At 66.3% G+C, this 14,197-nt stretch carries 19 protein-coding genes and 1 tRNA gene; 15 read left to right on the forward strand and 5 right to left on the reverse strand.

The genetic code is table 11. From position 1 onward, the window contains the following. Positions 1-24: 24 nt before the first annotated feature. From trpD to ACTHN1_RS04525, 4 genes are read left to right on the forward strand one after another with little or no spacing between them, the layout of a single operon-like run. Positions 25-1,065, forward strand: a complete 1,041-nt coding sequence (gene trpD, locus ACTHN1_RS04510; protein WP_440469763.1) for an anthranilate phosphoribosyltransferase — start codon at positions 25-27, stop codon at positions 1,063-1,065. Positions 1,066-1,067: 2 nt separating this feature from the next. Beyond that, a complete protein-coding gene (locus ACTHN1_RS04515; protein WP_440469764.1) occupies positions 1,068-1,409 on the forward strand; it encodes an antibiotic biosynthesis monooxygenase family protein in 342 nt (113 codons plus the stop codon). Positions 1,410-1,457: 48 nt separating this feature from the next. After that, the gene (gene trpC, locus ACTHN1_RS04520; RefSeq protein ID WP_440469765.1) at positions 1,458-2,252 is read left to right on the forward strand and encodes an indole-3-glycerol phosphate synthase TrpC; all 795 of its coding nucleotides are present in this window, start codon (positions 1,458-1,460) and stop codon (positions 2,250-2,252) included. Next, positions 2,249-2,971: a haloacid dehalogenase-like hydrolase gene (locus ACTHN1_RS04525; protein WP_440469766.1), complete on the forward strand. Its 723-nt coding sequence runs from the start codon at positions 2,249-2,251 to the stop codon at positions 2,969-2,971. The genes trpC and ACTHN1_RS04525 overlap by 4 nt, the downstream gene beginning before the upstream one ends. 25 nt (positions 2,972-2,996) lie before the next feature. On the opposite strand, the gene ACTHN1_RS04530 is transcribed toward ACTHN1_RS04525, so the two are convergent. The 3 genes from ACTHN1_RS04530 to crp all read right to left on the reverse strand — a co-directional run bounded on the left by ACTHN1_RS04530 (position 2,997) and on the right by crp (position 4,969). Beyond that, positions 2,997-3,371 carry a zf-TFIIB domain-containing protein gene (locus ACTHN1_RS04530; protein WP_440469767.1) on the reverse strand — a complete coding sequence of 125 codons (375 nt, stop codon included), beginning with the start codon at positions 3,369-3,371 and terminating at the stop codon, positions 2,997-2,999. Between the two features lie 65 nt (positions 3,372-3,436). Then, positions 3,437-4,186: a sulfite exporter TauE/SafE family protein gene (locus ACTHN1_RS04535; protein ID WP_440469768.1), complete on the reverse strand. Its 750-nt coding sequence runs from the start codon at positions 4,184-4,186 to the stop codon at positions 3,437-3,439. A 96-nt stretch (positions 4,187-4,282) separates the two neighbouring features. Next, a complete protein-coding gene (gene crp, locus ACTHN1_RS04540) occupies positions 4,283-4,969 on the reverse strand; it encodes a cAMP-activated global transcriptional regulator CRP (RefSeq protein WP_440469769.1) in 687 nt (228 codons plus the stop codon). A 183-nt stretch (positions 4,970-5,152) separates the two neighbouring features. Between crp and speD the strand changes: the two genes are divergently transcribed. Further along, positions 5,153-5,947, forward strand: a complete 795-nt coding sequence (gene speD, locus ACTHN1_RS04545) for an adenosylmethionine decarboxylase (RefSeq protein ID WP_141455567.1) — start codon at positions 5,153-5,155, stop codon at positions 5,945-5,947. A 182-nt stretch (positions 5,948-6,129) separates the two neighbouring features. Beyond that, positions 6,130-6,450, forward strand: a complete 321-nt coding sequence (gene sugE, locus ACTHN1_RS04550; RefSeq protein ID WP_440469770.1) for a quaternary ammonium compound efflux SMR transporter SugE — start codon at positions 6,130-6,132, stop codon at positions 6,448-6,450. A 16-nt stretch (positions 6,451-6,466) separates the two neighbouring features. Here sugE and coq7 read toward each other — a convergent pair whose 3' ends face one another. Beyond that, the gene (gene coq7, locus ACTHN1_RS04555; protein WP_440469771.1) at positions 6,467-7,111 is read right to left on the reverse strand and encodes a 2-polyprenyl-3-methyl-6-methoxy-1,4-benzoquinone monooxygenase; all 645 of its coding nucleotides are present in this window, start codon (positions 7,109-7,111) and stop codon (positions 6,467-6,469) included. A 218-nt stretch (positions 7,112-7,329) separates the two neighbouring features. Between coq7 and rplM the strand changes: the two genes are divergently transcribed. The 6 genes from rplM to maiA all read left to right on the forward strand — a co-directional run bounded on the left by rplM (position 7,330) and on the right by maiA (position 10,887). Further along, on the forward strand, positions 7,330-7,758 hold the full coding sequence (gene rplM / locus ACTHN1_RS04560; protein ID WP_141455570.1) for a 50S ribosomal protein L13: 429 nt from the start codon (positions 7,330-7,332) through the stop codon (positions 7,756-7,758). A 2-nt stretch (positions 7,759-7,760) separates the two neighbouring features. Then, entirely contained in the window at positions 7,761-8,153 is a 393-nt protein-coding gene (rpsI, locus tag ACTHN1_RS04565; RefSeq protein ID WP_440469772.1) for a 30S ribosomal protein S9, read from the forward strand. Between the two features lie 21 nt (positions 8,154-8,174). After that, positions 8,175-8,249, forward strand: a tRNA-Gln gene (locus ACTHN1_RS04570). Between the two features lie 93 nt (positions 8,250-8,342). Further along, a complete protein-coding gene (locus ACTHN1_RS04575) occupies positions 8,343-9,080 on the forward strand; it encodes a 2OG-Fe dioxygenase family protein (RefSeq protein WP_440469773.1) in 738 nt (245 codons plus the stop codon). 58 nt (positions 9,081-9,138) lie between these two features. Then, on the forward strand, positions 9,139-10,128 hold the full coding sequence (locus tag ACTHN1_RS04580) for a fumarylacetoacetate hydrolase family protein (RefSeq protein ID WP_440469774.1): 990 nt from the start codon (positions 9,139-9,141) through the stop codon (positions 10,126-10,128). A gap of 99 nt (positions 10,129-10,227) precedes the next feature. After that, a complete protein-coding gene (gene maiA / locus ACTHN1_RS04585; RefSeq protein ID WP_440469775.1) occupies positions 10,228-10,887 on the forward strand; it encodes a maleylacetoacetate isomerase in 660 nt (219 codons plus the stop codon). Positions 10,888-10,950: 63 nt separating this feature from the next. Here the strand turns inward: maiA and ACTHN1_RS04590 are convergent, their stop codons facing one another. Further along, positions 10,951-12,093 (reverse strand): PilT/PilU family type 4a pilus ATPase, encoded by a 1,143-nt coding sequence (locus ACTHN1_RS04590; RefSeq protein ID WP_440469776.1) that lies wholly within the window; start codon positions 12,091-12,093, stop codon positions 10,951-10,953. A 97-nt stretch (positions 12,094-12,190) separates the two neighbouring features. Between ACTHN1_RS04590 and ACTHN1_RS04595 the strand changes: the two genes are divergently transcribed. The 3 genes from ACTHN1_RS04595 (at position 12,191) to ACTHN1_RS04605 (ending at position 14,063) form a co-directional block, all read left to right on the forward strand. Continuing rightward, positions 12,191-12,586: a DUF4398 domain-containing protein gene (locus tag ACTHN1_RS04595; protein ID WP_440469777.1), complete on the forward strand. Its 396-nt coding sequence runs from the start codon at positions 12,191-12,193 to the stop codon at positions 12,584-12,586. Continuing rightward, positions 12,583-13,488, forward strand: coding sequence for an OmpA family protein (locus ACTHN1_RS04600; protein ID WP_440469778.1), 906 nt, complete (start codon positions 12,583-12,585; stop codon positions 13,486-13,488). The genes ACTHN1_RS04595 and ACTHN1_RS04600 overlap by 4 nt, the downstream gene beginning before the upstream one ends. 356 nt (positions 13,489-13,844) lie before the next feature. After that, positions 13,845-14,063 carry a YdcH family protein gene (locus ACTHN1_RS04605; RefSeq protein ID WP_440469779.1) on the forward strand — a complete coding sequence of 73 codons (219 nt, stop codon included), beginning with the start codon at positions 13,845-13,847 and terminating at the stop codon, positions 14,061-14,063. Positions 14,064-14,197 lie beyond the last annotated feature (134 nt).

The raw sequence follows: 14,197 nt of genomic DNA on the forward strand, positions 1-14,197 counted from the left end.
GCCAAGCCACGCGGAAATCCCACCATGCCAATCACGCCCCAGGAAGCGCTGCAACGGACCATCGAGCACCGCGAGATCTTCCACGACGAGATGGTCGATCTGATGCGCCAGATCATGCGCGGCGATGTCTCGCCGACGATGACCGCGGCCATCCTCACCGGCCTGCGGGTCAAGAAGGAAACCGTCGGCGAGATCGCCGGCGCCGCCACCGTGATGCGCGAGTTCTCGCGTCCGGTGCCGCTCGCCGACACCCGCCACCTGGTCGACATCGTCGGCACCGGTGGTGATGGCTCGCACACCTTCAACATTTCCACCTGTTCGATGTTCGTGGCCGCCGCGGCCGGCGCCAAGGTCGCCAAGCACGGCAACCGCAGCGTGTCGTCCAAGTCGGGCAGCGCCGACGTGCTGGAAGCCCTGGGCGCGGTCATCGAACTGCAGCCGGAGCAGGTGGCGAGTTCCATCGAACAGAGCGGCATCGGCTTCATGTTCGCGCCGGTGCACCACCCGGCGATGAAGGTGGTCGCCCCGGTGCGGCGCGAAATGGGCGTGCGCACCATCTTCAACATCCTGGGTCCGCTGACCAACCCGGCCGGCGCGCCCAACATCCTGATGGGCGTCTTCCATCCGGACCTGGTCGGCATCCAGGCGCGGGTGATGCACGAACTGGGCGCCGAACGCGCGCTGGTGGTGTGGGGCCGCGACGGCATGGACGAACTGTCGCTGGGCGCGGCCACCCTGGTCGGTGAACTGCGCGACGGCGTGGTGCGCGAGTACGAAGTGCATCCAGAGGATTTCGGCATCGCGATGTCGGCCAGCCGCAACCTGCGCGTGGCCGATGCCGCCGAATCGAAGGCGATCCTGCTGGGCGTGCTGGACAACAAGCCGGGACCGGCCCGCGACATCGTCGCGCTCAACGCCGGCGCGGCGCTGTACGTGGCCGGCGTGGCCGACAGCATCGAAGACGGCATCGTCCGCGCCCGCGAAGCCATCACCGACGGCCGGGCGGCCGCGCGGCTGCAGGCCTTCGTCGAGACCACCCGGCACCTGGCCGGAGGAGGAAAGTAGACATGGCCGGCAACGGTTTCGCACAGCTTCCCAAGCCGCCTTACTACGCGGTGATCTTTTCCTCGCAGCGCAACGGCCAGGACGATGCCGGCTATGGCGCGATGGCCGAGCGGATGGTCGAACTGGCCGCCCGGCAGCCGGGATTCCTGGGCGTGGAATCCACCCGGGGCGCCGATGGTTTCGGCATTACCGTGGCGTACTGGGACAGCGAGGACGCGATCCGCGCCTGGCGCCTGCACGCCGAGCACACCGCCGCCCGCGAACAGGGCCGGCGCGACTGGTACGATCACTTCGAACTGCGCGTGGCCCGGGTGGAGCGCGCCTACGGCTGGGATCGCGGATGAGCGTTCCGGCATCGCGCCACCGAAGACCCGCAAATTGATCGGAATCCCATGAGCGACATCCTCAACACCATCCTGGCCCGCAAGGCGGTGGAAATCGCCGAGCGCAGCGCCCGCGTGCCGCTGGCCGAACTGGTCGCGCGCGCGGCCGATGCCCCGGATACGCGCGGCTTCGCCGACGCGCTCAACGCGATGATCGCGCAGGGTGATCCGGCGGTGATCGCCGAGGTCAAGAAGGCCAGTCCCTCCAAGGGCGTGATCCGGCCCGACTTCCGTCCGGCCGACATCGCGGTGAGCTACGAATTCGGCGGCGCGGCCTGCCTGTCGGTGTTGACCGACGTGGATTTCTTCCAGGGCGCCGACGACTACCTGCGCCAGGCGCGCGAGGCCTGCACGCTACCGGTCCTGCGCAAGGATTTCACCATCGACCCCTACCAGGTGTATGAGGCGCGCGTGCTGGGCGCCGACTGCATCCTGCTGATCGTCGCCGCGCTCGATGACCATCAACTGGTCGAACTGTCCGGACTGGCGATGCAGCTGGATCTGGACGTGCTGGTGGAAGTGCACGACATCGACGAACTGGAGCGCGCCCTGCAGGTGCCGGTGCCGCTGATCGGCATCAACAACCGCAACCTGCGCACGTTCGAGGTCTCGCTGGAGACCACGCTGGCGATGAAGGACGCGGTGCCGCGCGATCGCCTGCTGGTGACCGAGAGCGGAATCCTGGTGCCCGACGACGTGGCCCGGATGCGCGCCGCCGGCGTGAATGCCTTTCTGGTCGGCGAGACCTTCATGCGCGCCGAGGAGCCGGGCGAGGCCCTGCGTCAGCTATTCTTCGCGCCATGAGCGATCAGCCCTATCCGAAGCCGCGCGCCGACGCGCCGCTGGTGGTGTTCGACTTCGACCACACGCTTTACGCCGGGGATTCCGGTGGCCATCTGGTGACCTGGCTGCTCAGGCGCAACCCGCTGCGCGCGGTCGTCGCCCTGGCCGCGTCGGTGGTGCTGGGGCCGATGGTGGCGTTCCTGCCGACCCGGCGCTACGGGATCTCCGGTTACATCTGGATTGGCACCTTCGGCCTGCATGGCCGCCGCAGTTTCGACTCCCTGATTGACCGCTACGTGGCGACCCATCGCGAGGAAGTGCGCCAGCGGTTGTTGCCGGTCGCGCTGGAGGTGTTCCGCCAGCACCGCGCGTCGGGTGATCGGGTGGTGGTGGCGACCGGCGCGCCGCCGGAACTGGCGCGCGCCATCCTCAGCTTCGTCGCCCACGAGGATGTGCCGGTGGTCGGCACGGCGGTGGGACCGCGCTTCGGCGCGGTGGTCGCCACGCGCCATTGCCACAACGAGGAAAAGATGCGGATGCTGCGCGAGCGTGGTTATGGCGATGTCGCCGTCGCCTATTCGGACAGCAGCGCCGATCTGCCGCTGCTGAAAGCCGCGCGCGCACCGGTGGTGGTGAATCCGAAGCCCGCCCGCATCGAGATGTTCCGCCGCGTGCTTCCGGCGGGCACGCCGATTCTCAACTGGGGCTGCCGGGACCGCGGCGGCGAGCCGGTGACCTGAGCGGGCCATCGCGGCCGCCAGCCGGTCAGAGCCTTTCCGGCGCCTTCCAGTCCCTGATCAGGTCCATCAGGTCATGATGGACGAAATCCTGGTATTCGCCGGCATCGTAGAAACGTCCGTAGCAGTTCTTGCAGCTTTCGAACCAGATATGCGGCTGCTGCGGGTCGACCGTGCGGACCAGGTCCCAGTTGCCGATGCAGACCGGACACTTGATCCGATCAACCTCATTGCACTTCTCACCCCGGGCCGGATCGCCGATGTCGATCTCGTCCGCGCGTTCCTTCAGCAGCTCGTGCGTGCGCATGTCGAACCACAACCCCTGGCAGTGCGTGCAGCGGTGCACGTCGGCTTCGGGCAGATTCAGCCGTTCCATCGCGTGGTGGCATTTGGGGCACTGCATGGCGGAGGACTCGCTGCGGGGATCGTGCGGATAAATTAGCGGGCGCCGCCCGGCTTGCCCAGCACTCAGAACAACCAGGCCGCGCCGATGTGGTACAGGCTGATGCACAGGACCAATACGCCGACCACGGTCAGCACGAGCCGTTCGGGGACGTGGCGCACCAGGTAGGCGGCCAGTGGCGCGGCCAGCACGCCGCCGATCAGCAGTCCGAGCACGATCTCCAGGTGCTGCAGGCCGATGCTGAGGAAGAAGGTCAACGAGACGGCGAGGGTGATGACGAATTCGGCCGCGTTGACCGTGCCGATGGTGGTGCGGGCCTTGCCGCCGCCCGCCAGCAGGGTCGAGGTCGCCAGCGGACCCCAGCCGCCGCCGCCGCTGGCGTCCAGCAGGCCGGCGAGGAAACCCAGCATCGGTACCCGCCGGATCTGCTTCTTCGGCACGAAACGGCCGAACGAGCGCAGCAGGATCAGCACCGACAGTACCAGCAGGTAGAGGTAGATGAAGGGGCGGATGGCCTCGCCGGGAAGACGGGTCAGGATATAGGCACCGATGACCCCGCCCAGCGCGCCGGACAGGGTCAGGCGCCAGAACAGGCGTTTGTCGATGTTGCGGAAGTAGGCGTGCGACGCGCCCGAGACCCCGGTGGTGAAGATCTCGGCCGTATGCACGCTGGCGCTCACCGCCGCCGGCGGCAGGCCCATGCCCAGCAGGATCGAGGAGGAGACCAGCCCGAAGGCCATGCCCAGCGCGCCATCCACCAACTGCGCGCCCAGGCCGATGAGGACGAACCAGTAGAACTCGCTTCCAAACGCCATCCAGCGCTTCCCGTGGGGCAGGAATGCCCGGTTTGCGGGGTCAGGATAACCGGTGGGGGGGCCGGGTCCAGCCAGGACCCGGCGGAAACGCCGTGATCAGCGGGTGCCGTACAGCACGACGGTCTTGCCGCGCGCGTGCAGCGTGCCGTCGGCCTGCAGCTTCTTCAACACGCGGCCGGCCATCTCGCGCGAGCAGCCGACCAGGCGGGCCAGCTCCTGGCGCGAGACGCGCAGCTGGGTGCCCTGGGGATGGCTCATCGCCTCCGGTTCGCGGGCGAGATCATGCAGGGTGCGCACGATGCGGTCGGTGACGTCGAGGAACGCCAGCCGGCTGGCTTTCCTGCTGGTATCCAGCAGCCGTCGCGACAGTTGCGCGCCGATGGCGTACAGCAGCTTGGGCGCGTCCGCCGACAGCGAGCCCAGGAACAACTGGTGCAGGCGCTCGTAGCTGATTTCGGCCAGTTCGCACTGGGTCCGGGTGCGGAGGATGACCTCCCGGCGGTCGGACTCGATGAACAGCCCCATCTCGCCGACGAACTCGCCGGAGCCGAAATAGCCGAGCACGAGCTCGCGGTCGTCATCTTCTTCCGTGATGATGCTCACGGAACCGCTGACTACATAGTAGAGTGTGCCGGCGGGGTCCCCCGGACGGAACACGTCAGCGCGGGCCGGATACCGACGCCGGTGGCTGTGGGCGAGGAAACGCTCGATCGTGGCGGCATCCGGCGTCAGCGGGCTGGCGGCGGTGCGAGCGGGGGCGGAAAGAGGCAGGCCAGGGCTCATGATGGTCGGGGCGGTGAATTCAGGAAGCTTAGTCCCAATACGGCCCAGACAGCAAACACGGGCCATGCAAGCGCCGGGCCAAACCGGCGTCGGCGGGCCGTCGGGGGGCGGACATTTCGTTGTAACGCCGTTTGCCCCATAATTCCGCCCCTTCCCCATGACCCCCAGAGAGGGACCGCTGCCGTGGTAAAGCCACTGCCTCGCCTCAGGTTGCAAGGTTTCAACAACCTCACCAAGGCGCTGAGCTTCAACATCTATGACGTGTGCTACGCCGTTTCCGAAGACGAGCGCCAGCGCTACATCGAATACATCGACGAAGAGTACAACGCCGATCGCCTCACCCAGATCCTGACGGATGTGGCGGAGATCATCGGTGCCAACATCCTCAACGTGGCCCGCCAGGACTACGACCCGCAGGGTGCGTCGGTGACGATCCTGATCTCCGAAGAGCCGGTGATCGACAAGAAGCAGGCAGGCAAGGAGATCATCTCCGACGCGGTGGTGGCGCACATGGACAAGAGCCACATCACCGTGCACACCTATCCGGAGACCCATCCGCAGCACGGCATCGCCACGTTCCGCGCGGACATCGACGTCGCCACCTGCGGCGTGATTTCGCCGCTGAAGGCGCTGAACTACCTGATCGAGAGCCTGGAGTCCGACATCGTCATCATGGATTACCGGGTGCGTGGCTTCACCCGCGACGTGAAGGGCAAGAAGCACTACATCGATCACAAGATCAATTCGATCCAGAACTTCCTGGCGAACAACATCAAGTCGCGCTACGAGATGTTCGACGTCAACGTCTACCAGGAAAACATCTTCCACACGAAGATGCACCTGAAGGACTTCGACCTGGATCAGTACCTGTTCGAGGAAAAGGCGAAGAACCTGTCGTTCAAGGAACGCATGAAGATCGAAGCGCTGCTCAAGCGCGAGATCGAGGAACTGTTCCACGGACGCAACCTGTCCGAGTGAGCCGGGGCCCAGAGCCGGTTACATCCGGTTCGGGCGACGGTCTTCAGACTGGCAGGCAAATCAGGCGGGACGACCCGCCCGCGGCAGCCAGCCGCGAATGCAGGACCGACGGCGGTCCGGAACGAAAGTTCCGGGCCGCTTTTTTCATTGCGCGGTCCGGGCACAACCTGGAGGAAGCAGACATGGCGTGGGTATATCTGGTGCTGGCCGGCGTGCTGGAAGTGGTATGGGCGATGGGCCTGAAGTACTCGGAGGGATTCAGCCGGCTGTGGCCGAGCGTGGTGACCGTGGTGGCGATGGTGGCCAGCTTCTGGTTGCTGGCCACCGCGCTGAAGCAGATCCCGCTGGGCACCGGCTACGCGGTGTGGGTGGGCATCGGCGCGGTCGGTACTGCGCTGCTGGGCATGCTGGTGCTGAAGGAGCCGGCCACCGTGGCCCGGCTGGTCTGCATCGGACTGATCGTCGCCGGCATCGCCGGCCTGAAGCTGACCTCGAACGGGTAAGCGACCCGGTCCCGCCCTACAGGCGGTAGGCGACCGCCTTCATGAAGCGGGAGGCGGCCGCCATCAGACCGGGGATGGGGGGCGGCAGCACCCGCGCGCCGGCGTGTTCGGCGTGTTCGGCGTGGCGTGCCTCGTCGGCCTTCATCACCTTGAGGATTTCGCGGCTGCGCAGATCCGCTTCCGGCAGGGTTTCCAGATGTTCGTCCAGGTGGGCCTCGACCTGGTGCTCGGTTTCCACCACGAAACCCAGGCTCCAACCATCGCCGCGCAGGCCGGCGGCCGCCCCCAGGGCATAGCTGCCGGCGTACCAGAGCGGGTTGAACAGACTGGGCCGGCTGTCCAGTTCCCGCAGCCGATCCGCGCACCAGGCCAGGTGATCGGTTTCCTCCTGCGCCGCCTCGAGCAGGTGGGCGCGTGTCGCATCGTCCCGTGCGACGGCGGCCTGCCCGAAATACAGGCCCTGCGCGCAGACCTCGCCGACATGGTTGATCCGCATCAGGCCCGCCGCGTGGCGGCGCTCGCCGGCGTCCAGCTCGACCTCGGGGGTGTCGCCTGCCGGGTTGGGCCGGTGCGCGGGAGGATTACCGAATACGGTTTCCAGCGCGCGCTGGGTCTCGATCAGGAACTGGTCCAGCGGGGTGTGCAGGCGGAGCGGTGACATGGAGGGGGCTGACGGGGAGGGGCGGGCGGATTCTCGCCCCTGCCGCTCCCCCTGCCAACCCGGAGGCGGGGAGGATGCCGGCGTGGAAGGCCGGACTTGCACGCCGGCCGGCCGGCCAGTACAATCCCGCTTCTTTCGTTCCACCCTTCACAACGCGCGGCAAAGTTCCGTCGGCCCCGCCGGCGCAATCCGCCCGACCAATCACCCAGAGTTACGTCATGAAGACCTTCACCGCAAAGTCCGAGACCGTCCAGCGCGACTGGTATCTCGTCGACGCCACCGGCAAGACGCTTGGCCGTCTGTCCACCGAACTGGCCCGCCGCCTGCGTGGCAAGCACAAGCCCGTTTACACCCCGCACGTCGATACCGGCGATTACCTCGTGGTGATCAACGCCGAGAAGATCGCGGTGACCGGCAACAAGCTGGCCGACAAGAAGTACCACCGCTTCACCGGTTACATCGGCAACCTGAAGACGGAAACCCTGGCGCAGGCGCTGGAACGTCATCCGGAGCGCGTGATTGAAACCGCGGTGAAGGGCATGCTGCCGAAGGGTCCGCTGGGCCGCGACATGTATCGCAAGCTCAAGGTCTACGCCGGCCCGAACCATCCGCACGCCGCTCAGCAGCCGCAGGTCCTGGACATCTAATCATGGCTATCACTCAGAACTACGGCACCGGCCGTCGCAAGTCTTCCACCGCCCGCGTGTTCCTGCGCAAGGGCACCGGCAACATCACGGTCAATGGCCGTCCGCTGGACGAGTTCTTCGGCCGCGAGACTGCCCGCATGATCGTGCGCCAGCCGCTCGAGCTGACCAAGAACACCGAGAATTTCGACATCGTCGCCACCGCTTCCGGCGGCGGCACCACCGGCCAGGCCGGTGCCATCCGTCTGGGCATCGCCCGCGCGCTGGTGGAGTACGATGAAACGCTGAAGTCCGAGCTGCGCAAGCCCGGCTTCGTGACCCGCGACGCCCGTGAAGTCGAGCGTAAGAAGGTCGGCCTGCACAAGGCGCGTCGTGCAACTCAGTTCTCGAAGCGCTAAACTACGCACCACAGGTTTTACAGCCCCGTCGCCAAGCGGTAAGGCACCTGACTCTGACTCAGGCATTCGGTGGTTCGAATCCATCCGGGGCTGCCAACTTGAAGAACCGGCCACTGGCGTCGCCCAGGCCGCCGGGAACCAGCAAAAGCCCGCCTCGTGCGGGTTTTTGCTTTTGCCGAGGACCGAACGATGGTCGCGACGTTCCAGCCGCCCTTCACCGCCGCCGCGGAACTGCGGCCGCAGATGCGCCGGCGCGGCTATGCCGTGCTCGAGCCCGCTGCCGTCGGCGAACTCTGCGGGTTTCCCATCCATGCCCTGGACGTGTTCAGGCCGGACTGGGAGCACCTGGCCGTCGATGCCTATCTGAAAGATGGCGGCCGCTACCGCCGGCGCCTGCATTCCTGTTTCGTGGTCGAGGGCGACGAGGTGCGGCAGGCTCCCCATCGCGCGCATTGGCAGTCGCTGGATTACAACGCGCTGCACGGCGGCATGCGGCGCTGGTTCGAGCCGATGCGCCCGGAAACCACGGGCCATCCCCTGTGGCGCCACCTGCTCATGACGTTGGGAACCCTGTGTTCCGAGCTCAACGGTGAGCGCCCCTGGTACGTCGAGGCCCATCAGTTCCGCATCGACACCACCGATGGCATCGGCCGGCCCACGCCGGAAGGCGCGCATCGGGACGGTGTGGATTTCGTGGCGGTGATGCTGGTGGATCGGATGGACATCAAGGGCGGGGAAACCCGGGTGTTCGAGGCCACCGGACCGGACGGCCAACGCTTCACCCTGGAGGCGCCCTGGTCGCTGATGTTTCTGGACGATGCCCGGGTCATCCACGAATCCACGCCTATCCAGCCGGCCGCCGACGGGCCCGGCCATCGCGATACGCTGGTGCTGACTTTCCGTGCGGATGGCTTCCAGGGCGACTGACACTACGGCGCCCTGGTAGTTACAATTGAAACCATAATCAGCAGAGGTCCGCAGAGCGATGAAACTGGGTTCTTTGAAGGAAGGCGGCCGCGACGGCACGCTGGTGGTGGTGTCCCGTGATCTGACCCGGGCGGTGCGCGCCACCGGCATCGCGAGCACGCTGCAGCAGGCGCTCGAGGACTGGTCCAACGTTGCCCCGCGCCTCAACGCGCTGTCCGAATCGCTCGACCAGGGTGACGCCGACGGTGTGTTCGACCTCGATCACAAGGCGCTGGCCGCGCCACTGCCGCGCGCCTACGAATTCGTCGATGGCAGCGCCTACCTGCCGCACGTCGAACGCGTCCGTCGCGCACGCAACGCCGAAGTGCCGGAGAGCTTCTACACCGATCCGCTGATGTACCAGGCCACCAGCGCCGGCTTCCACGGCCCGCGCGATCCGGTCCGCGTGGTCAGCGAGGACTACGGCATCGATCTGGAAGCGGAAATCCTGGTGGTCACCGACGACGTGCCGATGGCGGTCACCCCGGAGCAGGCCGCCGGCCACATCCAGCTGATCGGGTTGGTCAACGACGTCTCGCTGCGCAACCTGATCCCGGCGGAATTGGCCAAGGGATTCGGATTCCTGCAGTCCAAGCCGCGCTCGGCGCTGTCGCCGGTGTTCGTCACGCCGGACGAACTCGGCGATGCGTGGCGCGGCAACAAGGTGCACCTGCCGCTGCTGACCCATATCAACGGCGAGTGGTTCGGTGCCCCGGAAGCCGGGGTGGACATGCAGTTCGACTTCGCCCAACTGGTCGCCCATGCCGCCAAGACGCGCCCGCTGTCGGCGGGCACCCTAGTCGGCTCGGGCACCATCGCCAACGAAGACGTCTCCAAGGGCGCCTCCTGCTTCGCCGAGCGACGCACGGTGGAAACGCTGCGGGACGGCAAGCCGAGCACTCCGTTCATGAAGTTCGGTGATGTCGTTCGCATCGAAATGCTGAATAGTGACGGTGATTCCATTTTTGGTGCGATCGAACAACGGATTGAGCCCCAGTCCTTGCCTTGAGCGGGGCGGGGGGCGCAAATGGACCAGACTGTCGCGTAGGGGGGCTCATGGGCGTTCGGCAACAAGGAAGGCGAGACGATCCGGAACGGAGTTTCCGCCATGGCTGAGCAACTGAAGCTCTATTCGTACTGGCGCTCCAGCGCGGCCTACCGCGTCCGCATCGGCCTGAACCTGAAAGGCCTGGCCTACGAAACGATCCCGGTTCACCTGGTCCGCGACGGGGGACAGCAGCACCATCCGGACTATGTCGCCCGAAATCCGCAGCACCTGGTGCCCACGCTGCTGCACGGCACCCGCGTGATCCGGCAGTCATTGGCGATCCTGGAATACCTCGACGAGGCCTGGCCGTCTCCGCGCCTGCTTCCGATGACCGCGCGCGATCGCGCGCGGGTGCGTGCGCTGGCGCAGATGGTCACCAGCGACATCCATCCGCTCAACAACCTGCGCGTGCTGCAGTACTTCGAGAACACCTGGCACGTGCCGCACGCCGAGCGCGACGACTGGATCAAGCACTGGATCATCGAAGGCTTCACGGCGATGGAGACGCTGCTGTCCGGGGACGCCGCGACCGGCGCCTACTGCCATGGACAGACGCCGGGCATGGCGGACTGCTGCCTGATTCCGCAGATCTTCAACGCCCGCCGCTTCGGCGTGGAAATGGAAGCGTTCCCGACCCTGACCCGGATCGAGCAGGCCTGCCTGGCCCTGCCTGCCTTCGACCAGGCGCGTCCGGAAAAGCAGCCCGACGCGCAACCCTGACGCGACCCGGGGAGAGGGTGTTTCCGGCGCGTCCGGGTGAGGACGCGCCGCGGCGACCGGCGATCAGCCGAAGCCGTGGGTGATGCGCGGCGATGCGGGTGAACCGGAGGCCTCGTAATCCGCGTACGGGTCATGCTCGCCCTGGCTGCCTTCGGACAGGCGGAACTTGAGCGCCAGACCATCGCGGGAATCCGCCGCGCGCAGCGCCTCTTCCTGCTCGATCTGTCCCTCCTTGGCCATCCGGAACAGGCACTGGTCGAAGGTTTCCATGCCTTCCTCCAGCGATTCCTCCATCGCCTGCTTGACCTCGTGGACCTGCCCGCGGCGCAGCAGATCGCGGATCATCGGCGTGTTGATCAGCACCTCCGCCGCCGGCAGGCGACGGCCATCGACACCCTTGACCAGGCGCTGCGAGACCACCGCGCGCAGGTTCAGCGCCAGGTTCATCAGCACGTTCTTGTGCGCGCTCTCCGGGAAGAAATTAAGGATGCGCTCGATGGTCTGGTCGGCGTTGTTGGAGTGCAGGGTCGCCAGGCACAGGTGGCCCGTTTCGGCGAAGGCGATGGCCGCCTCCATCGTGGTCGCGTCCAGGATCTCGCCAATCAGGATCACGTCCGGCGCTTCGCGCATCGCGTTCTTCAGCGCGTTGTGGAAGGCGTGGGTATCCAGGCCGACTTCACGCTGGTTGACGATCGATTGCTTGTGCTTGTGCAGGTACTCGATGGGGTCCTCGATGGTGAGGATGTGCCCGGTGGTGTTGGTGTTGCGGTGATCGATCATCGAGGCCAGGGTGGTCGACTTGCCCGAGCCGGTGGAGCCCACGATCAGCACCAGCCCGCGCGGGGTCATGATGATGTCCTTGAGCACCGACGGCAGGTGCAGGTCCTCGATGGACGGGATCACGCTGCGGATTGCGCGGATCACCATGCCAACCTCGCCGCGCTGCTTGAACACGTTGACGCGGAAACGACCGGCGTCCTGCAGGGCGATGGCCATGTTCAGCTCCAGCTCGCGCTCGAACACCGGCACCTGGCCCTCGTCCATCAGCGAGTAGGCGATTTTCTTGACCATGCCGGGCGGCAGGCCGGTATTGCCCAGCGGATAGAGCTTGCCTTCAATCTTGATGTAGACCGGCGCCCCGGTGGTCAAAAACATGTCCGAGGCGTTTTTTTCGGTCATCAGCTTCAGGAAGTAGCCGATGTCCATGTGCGAGCATCCCCATTTTGTGGCGGCCCACCGTTGCAACGGGGGCGCAGGCTTCCGACAATGGCCGCGCGATCCCCTGATACGTCACGGCACCCAGATGATTCGTAGCTTCGCACAAATCCGCTTGCCCCTGTATGTGATGGTGGCCGCACTCACACTGGCGGCCCTGCCGGTTTCGCCCGCCATGGCCCAGTCGGTGACCACGCCGGAACTGGAAACGGCGCGACAGGCGGTGGAACGCGCCGATCAGGCCGATGCCGACCAGTACGCCCCGGACCGCATGGCCGCCGCCCGACAGTTGCTGGCGCAGGCGCAGGCCGCGCAGAGCGGTCGCGACAAGAAACAGGCGCTGGACCTGGCCATCCGCGCGGCGGCCGATGCCGACGTGGCCCGCGCGCTGAGCCTGGAGGCGGTGGCCAATGCCGAGCTCCAGCACCGTCGTGCCGAGATCGCCGACCTGCAACGCAAGCTCGGCATGGAGGGCGGCCAATGAGCCTGACCCGCAGCTGCCTTCATGCCCGCCTGCCGGCGCTGCTGCTGGGCCTTTCCATCGCCCTCCCAGGGATGGTGCTGGCCGCGGACAACCCTGTCGTTGCGCAGCTCAACCAGCGCCTGATTGCGCTGCAGGCCAACCCGGATTCCGCGGAACTGGCAGCGTTCGAGCGATTGCAGGCGCAACAGGCCATCGCCGAACTGGCCGAGGCGCGCCGCAGCGTCCGCGAACGGGCCCAGTACGTGGCCGAGAGGCGGGTGGAAATCGCCGAGATCGCCGTCCGTACCCAGGCCGCGCAGCGCGAACTCGGGCGTCTGGACCGCACCCGCAGCGAGCTGTTGGTGGAAGCCAGCCGCCGTGAAGCCGAGCGGGCCCGCCAGGAGGCCGAGCGCCTGCGCATCCAGGCCCAGATCCAGGCCGAGGAGAGCGAGCGCCTGCGCCAGGCGGCGGAAGCCGAAACCCTGGCCCGTCAGGACGCCGAACTGGCCCTGACCAGCGTGGCCGGGCAGCAGAGCGCCAAGCTCAGCGCCGCCCGCCAGAAGGAAGCGCGGTTGGCGCGCGAAGAGGCTGAACTCGTGTCCGGCGCCAAACTGCCCGCTTCGAAGTTCGAGGCACGCGGCGAGGTCTTCACCTTGCCGGCCAGCATTTTCGCCAGTGGTTCGGCCAAGCTCTCCGGCGTGGGCCAGTCCAGCGCCAGCTCGCTGGCCGCGTATCTGCAGGCGAGCCCCAAGGCCAAGGCCCGAATCGAAGGCTACGGCGACAAGCAGACCAACGGACAGCGCCGGGCCGAGGCCATCCGCGACGCCTTGATCGCCGCCGGGGTGCCCAAGGCGCGGATCCAGGCGAGCGGCAAGGGCAATGGCACCAGCGCAAGGGCCGTTGACGTGATCGTCACGCAGTGATTTATCCTTAAATTACAGTCACATACACGAAGAACGGGGTGTTTCGGGCGACTGGCCTGAACATCCCGTTTTCCGTTCTTGTCGTTTGGGATCAACGACTTGCGGAGGGGCTTGCCGGGTATGGGGACGAGGAGTAGGGTCATATACCCAAGCGGCCCCCGTCGCTTGGCTCACCGGAGAGTCGAGCCGATGACGTTGTTCAAAGCCCCAGAGGAGAACGCCCCCGACGGCCAGGTCCGTGCGGGTGTTCCCGGTGGAGGCGCCCGCCATCCCGCTTCGACGTTCCGCTCCCAAGCCAACGCCCCGAGCCTGACCAGGCCGGGGCGTTCGTTTTTCCGCTGAAGGAGGTACTCCCCATGTTCGAAGGTCAACCGCAGGCTGAAATCGACGCACTGATCAAGGCCGACCCCGAATTCAAACAGCTGTACCAGCGCCATCGCGAACTGGACAAGAAGGTCACCGATGCCGAACTCGGCGTCCTGCCCATCGACGACACCCTGCTGGGACAGATGAAGCGCGAGAAGCTTGCGACCAAGGAACGGCTGATCCGCATCTACGACGCGAAGCCGCACTGACCCACGACCCGCTCCATCGTCGCGGGGGGGGGGGGGGGGGCCGGGGAGGCGGACCGCCCCCCCCCCCCACAAAAAAAAAAAAAAAAAACACAAAAAAAAAAAAAAAAATATATACCCTTATAAAAAAAAAAAAA

Origin of the sequence: Pseudoxanthomonas sp. (assembly GCF_051953815.1) — a bacterium.
Lineage (GTDB): Bacteria > Pseudomonadota > Gammaproteobacteria > Xanthomonadales > Xanthomonadaceae > Pseudoxanthomonas_A.

Coding starts and splice junctions, on each gene's coding strand:
- trpD (WP_440469763.1), top strand. CDS start 25: ATGCCAATCACGCCCCAGGAAGCGCTGCAACGGACCATCGAGCACCGC.
- ACTHN1_RS04515 (WP_440469764.1), top strand. CDS start 1,068: ATGGCCGGCAACGGTTTCGCACAGCTTCCCAAGCCGCCTTACTACGCG.
- trpC (WP_440469765.1), top strand. CDS start 1,458: ATGAGCGACATCCTCAACACCATCCTGGCCCGCAAGGCGGTGGAAATC.
- ACTHN1_RS04525 (WP_440469766.1), top strand. CDS start 2,249: ATGAGCGATCAGCCCTATCCGAAGCCGCGCGCCGACGCGCCGCTGGTG.
- ACTHN1_RS04530 (WP_440469767.1), bottom strand. CDS start 3,371: ATGCAGTGCCCCAAATGCCACCACGCGATGGAACGGCTGAATCTGCCC.
- ACTHN1_RS04535 (WP_440469768.1), bottom strand. CDS start 4,186: ATGGCGTTTGGAAGCGAGTTCTACTGGTTCGTCCTCATCGGCCTGGGC.
- crp (WP_440469769.1), bottom strand. CDS start 4,969: ATGAGCCCTGGCCTGCCTCTTTCCGCCCCCGCTCGCACCGCCGCCAGC.
- sugE (WP_440469770.1), top strand. CDS start 6,130: ATGGCGTGGGTATATCTGGTGCTGGCCGGCGTGCTGGAAGTGGTATGG.
- coq7 (WP_440469771.1), bottom strand. CDS start 7,111: ATGTCACCGCTCCGCCTGCACACCCCGCTGGACCAGTTCCTGATCGAG.
- rplM (WP_141455570.1), top strand. CDS start 7,330: ATGAAGACCTTCACCGCAAAGTCCGAGACCGTCCAGCGCGACTGGTAT.
- rpsI (WP_440469772.1), top strand. CDS start 7,761: ATGGCTATCACTCAGAACTACGGCACCGGCCGTCGCAAGTCTTCCACC.
- ACTHN1_RS04575 (WP_440469773.1), top strand. CDS start 8,343: ATGGTCGCGACGTTCCAGCCGCCCTTCACCGCCGCCGCGGAACTGCGG.
- ACTHN1_RS04580 (WP_440469774.1), top strand. CDS start 9,139: ATGAAACTGGGTTCTTTGAAGGAAGGCGGCCGCGACGGCACGCTGGTG.
- maiA (WP_440469775.1), top strand. CDS start 10,228: ATGGCTGAGCAACTGAAGCTCTATTCGTACTGGCGCTCCAGCGCGGCC.
- ACTHN1_RS04590 (WP_440469776.1), bottom strand. CDS start 12,093: ATGGACATCGGCTACTTCCTGAAGCTGATGACCGAAAAAAACGCCTCG.
- ACTHN1_RS04595 (WP_440469777.1), top strand. CDS start 12,191: ATGATTCGTAGCTTCGCACAAATCCGCTTGCCCCTGTATGTGATGGTG.
- ACTHN1_RS04600 (WP_440469778.1), top strand. CDS start 12,583: ATGAGCCTGACCCGCAGCTGCCTTCATGCCCGCCTGCCGGCGCTGCTG.
- ACTHN1_RS04605 (WP_440469779.1), top strand. CDS start 13,845: ATGTTCGAAGGTCAACCGCAGGCTGAAATCGACGCACTGATCAAGGCC.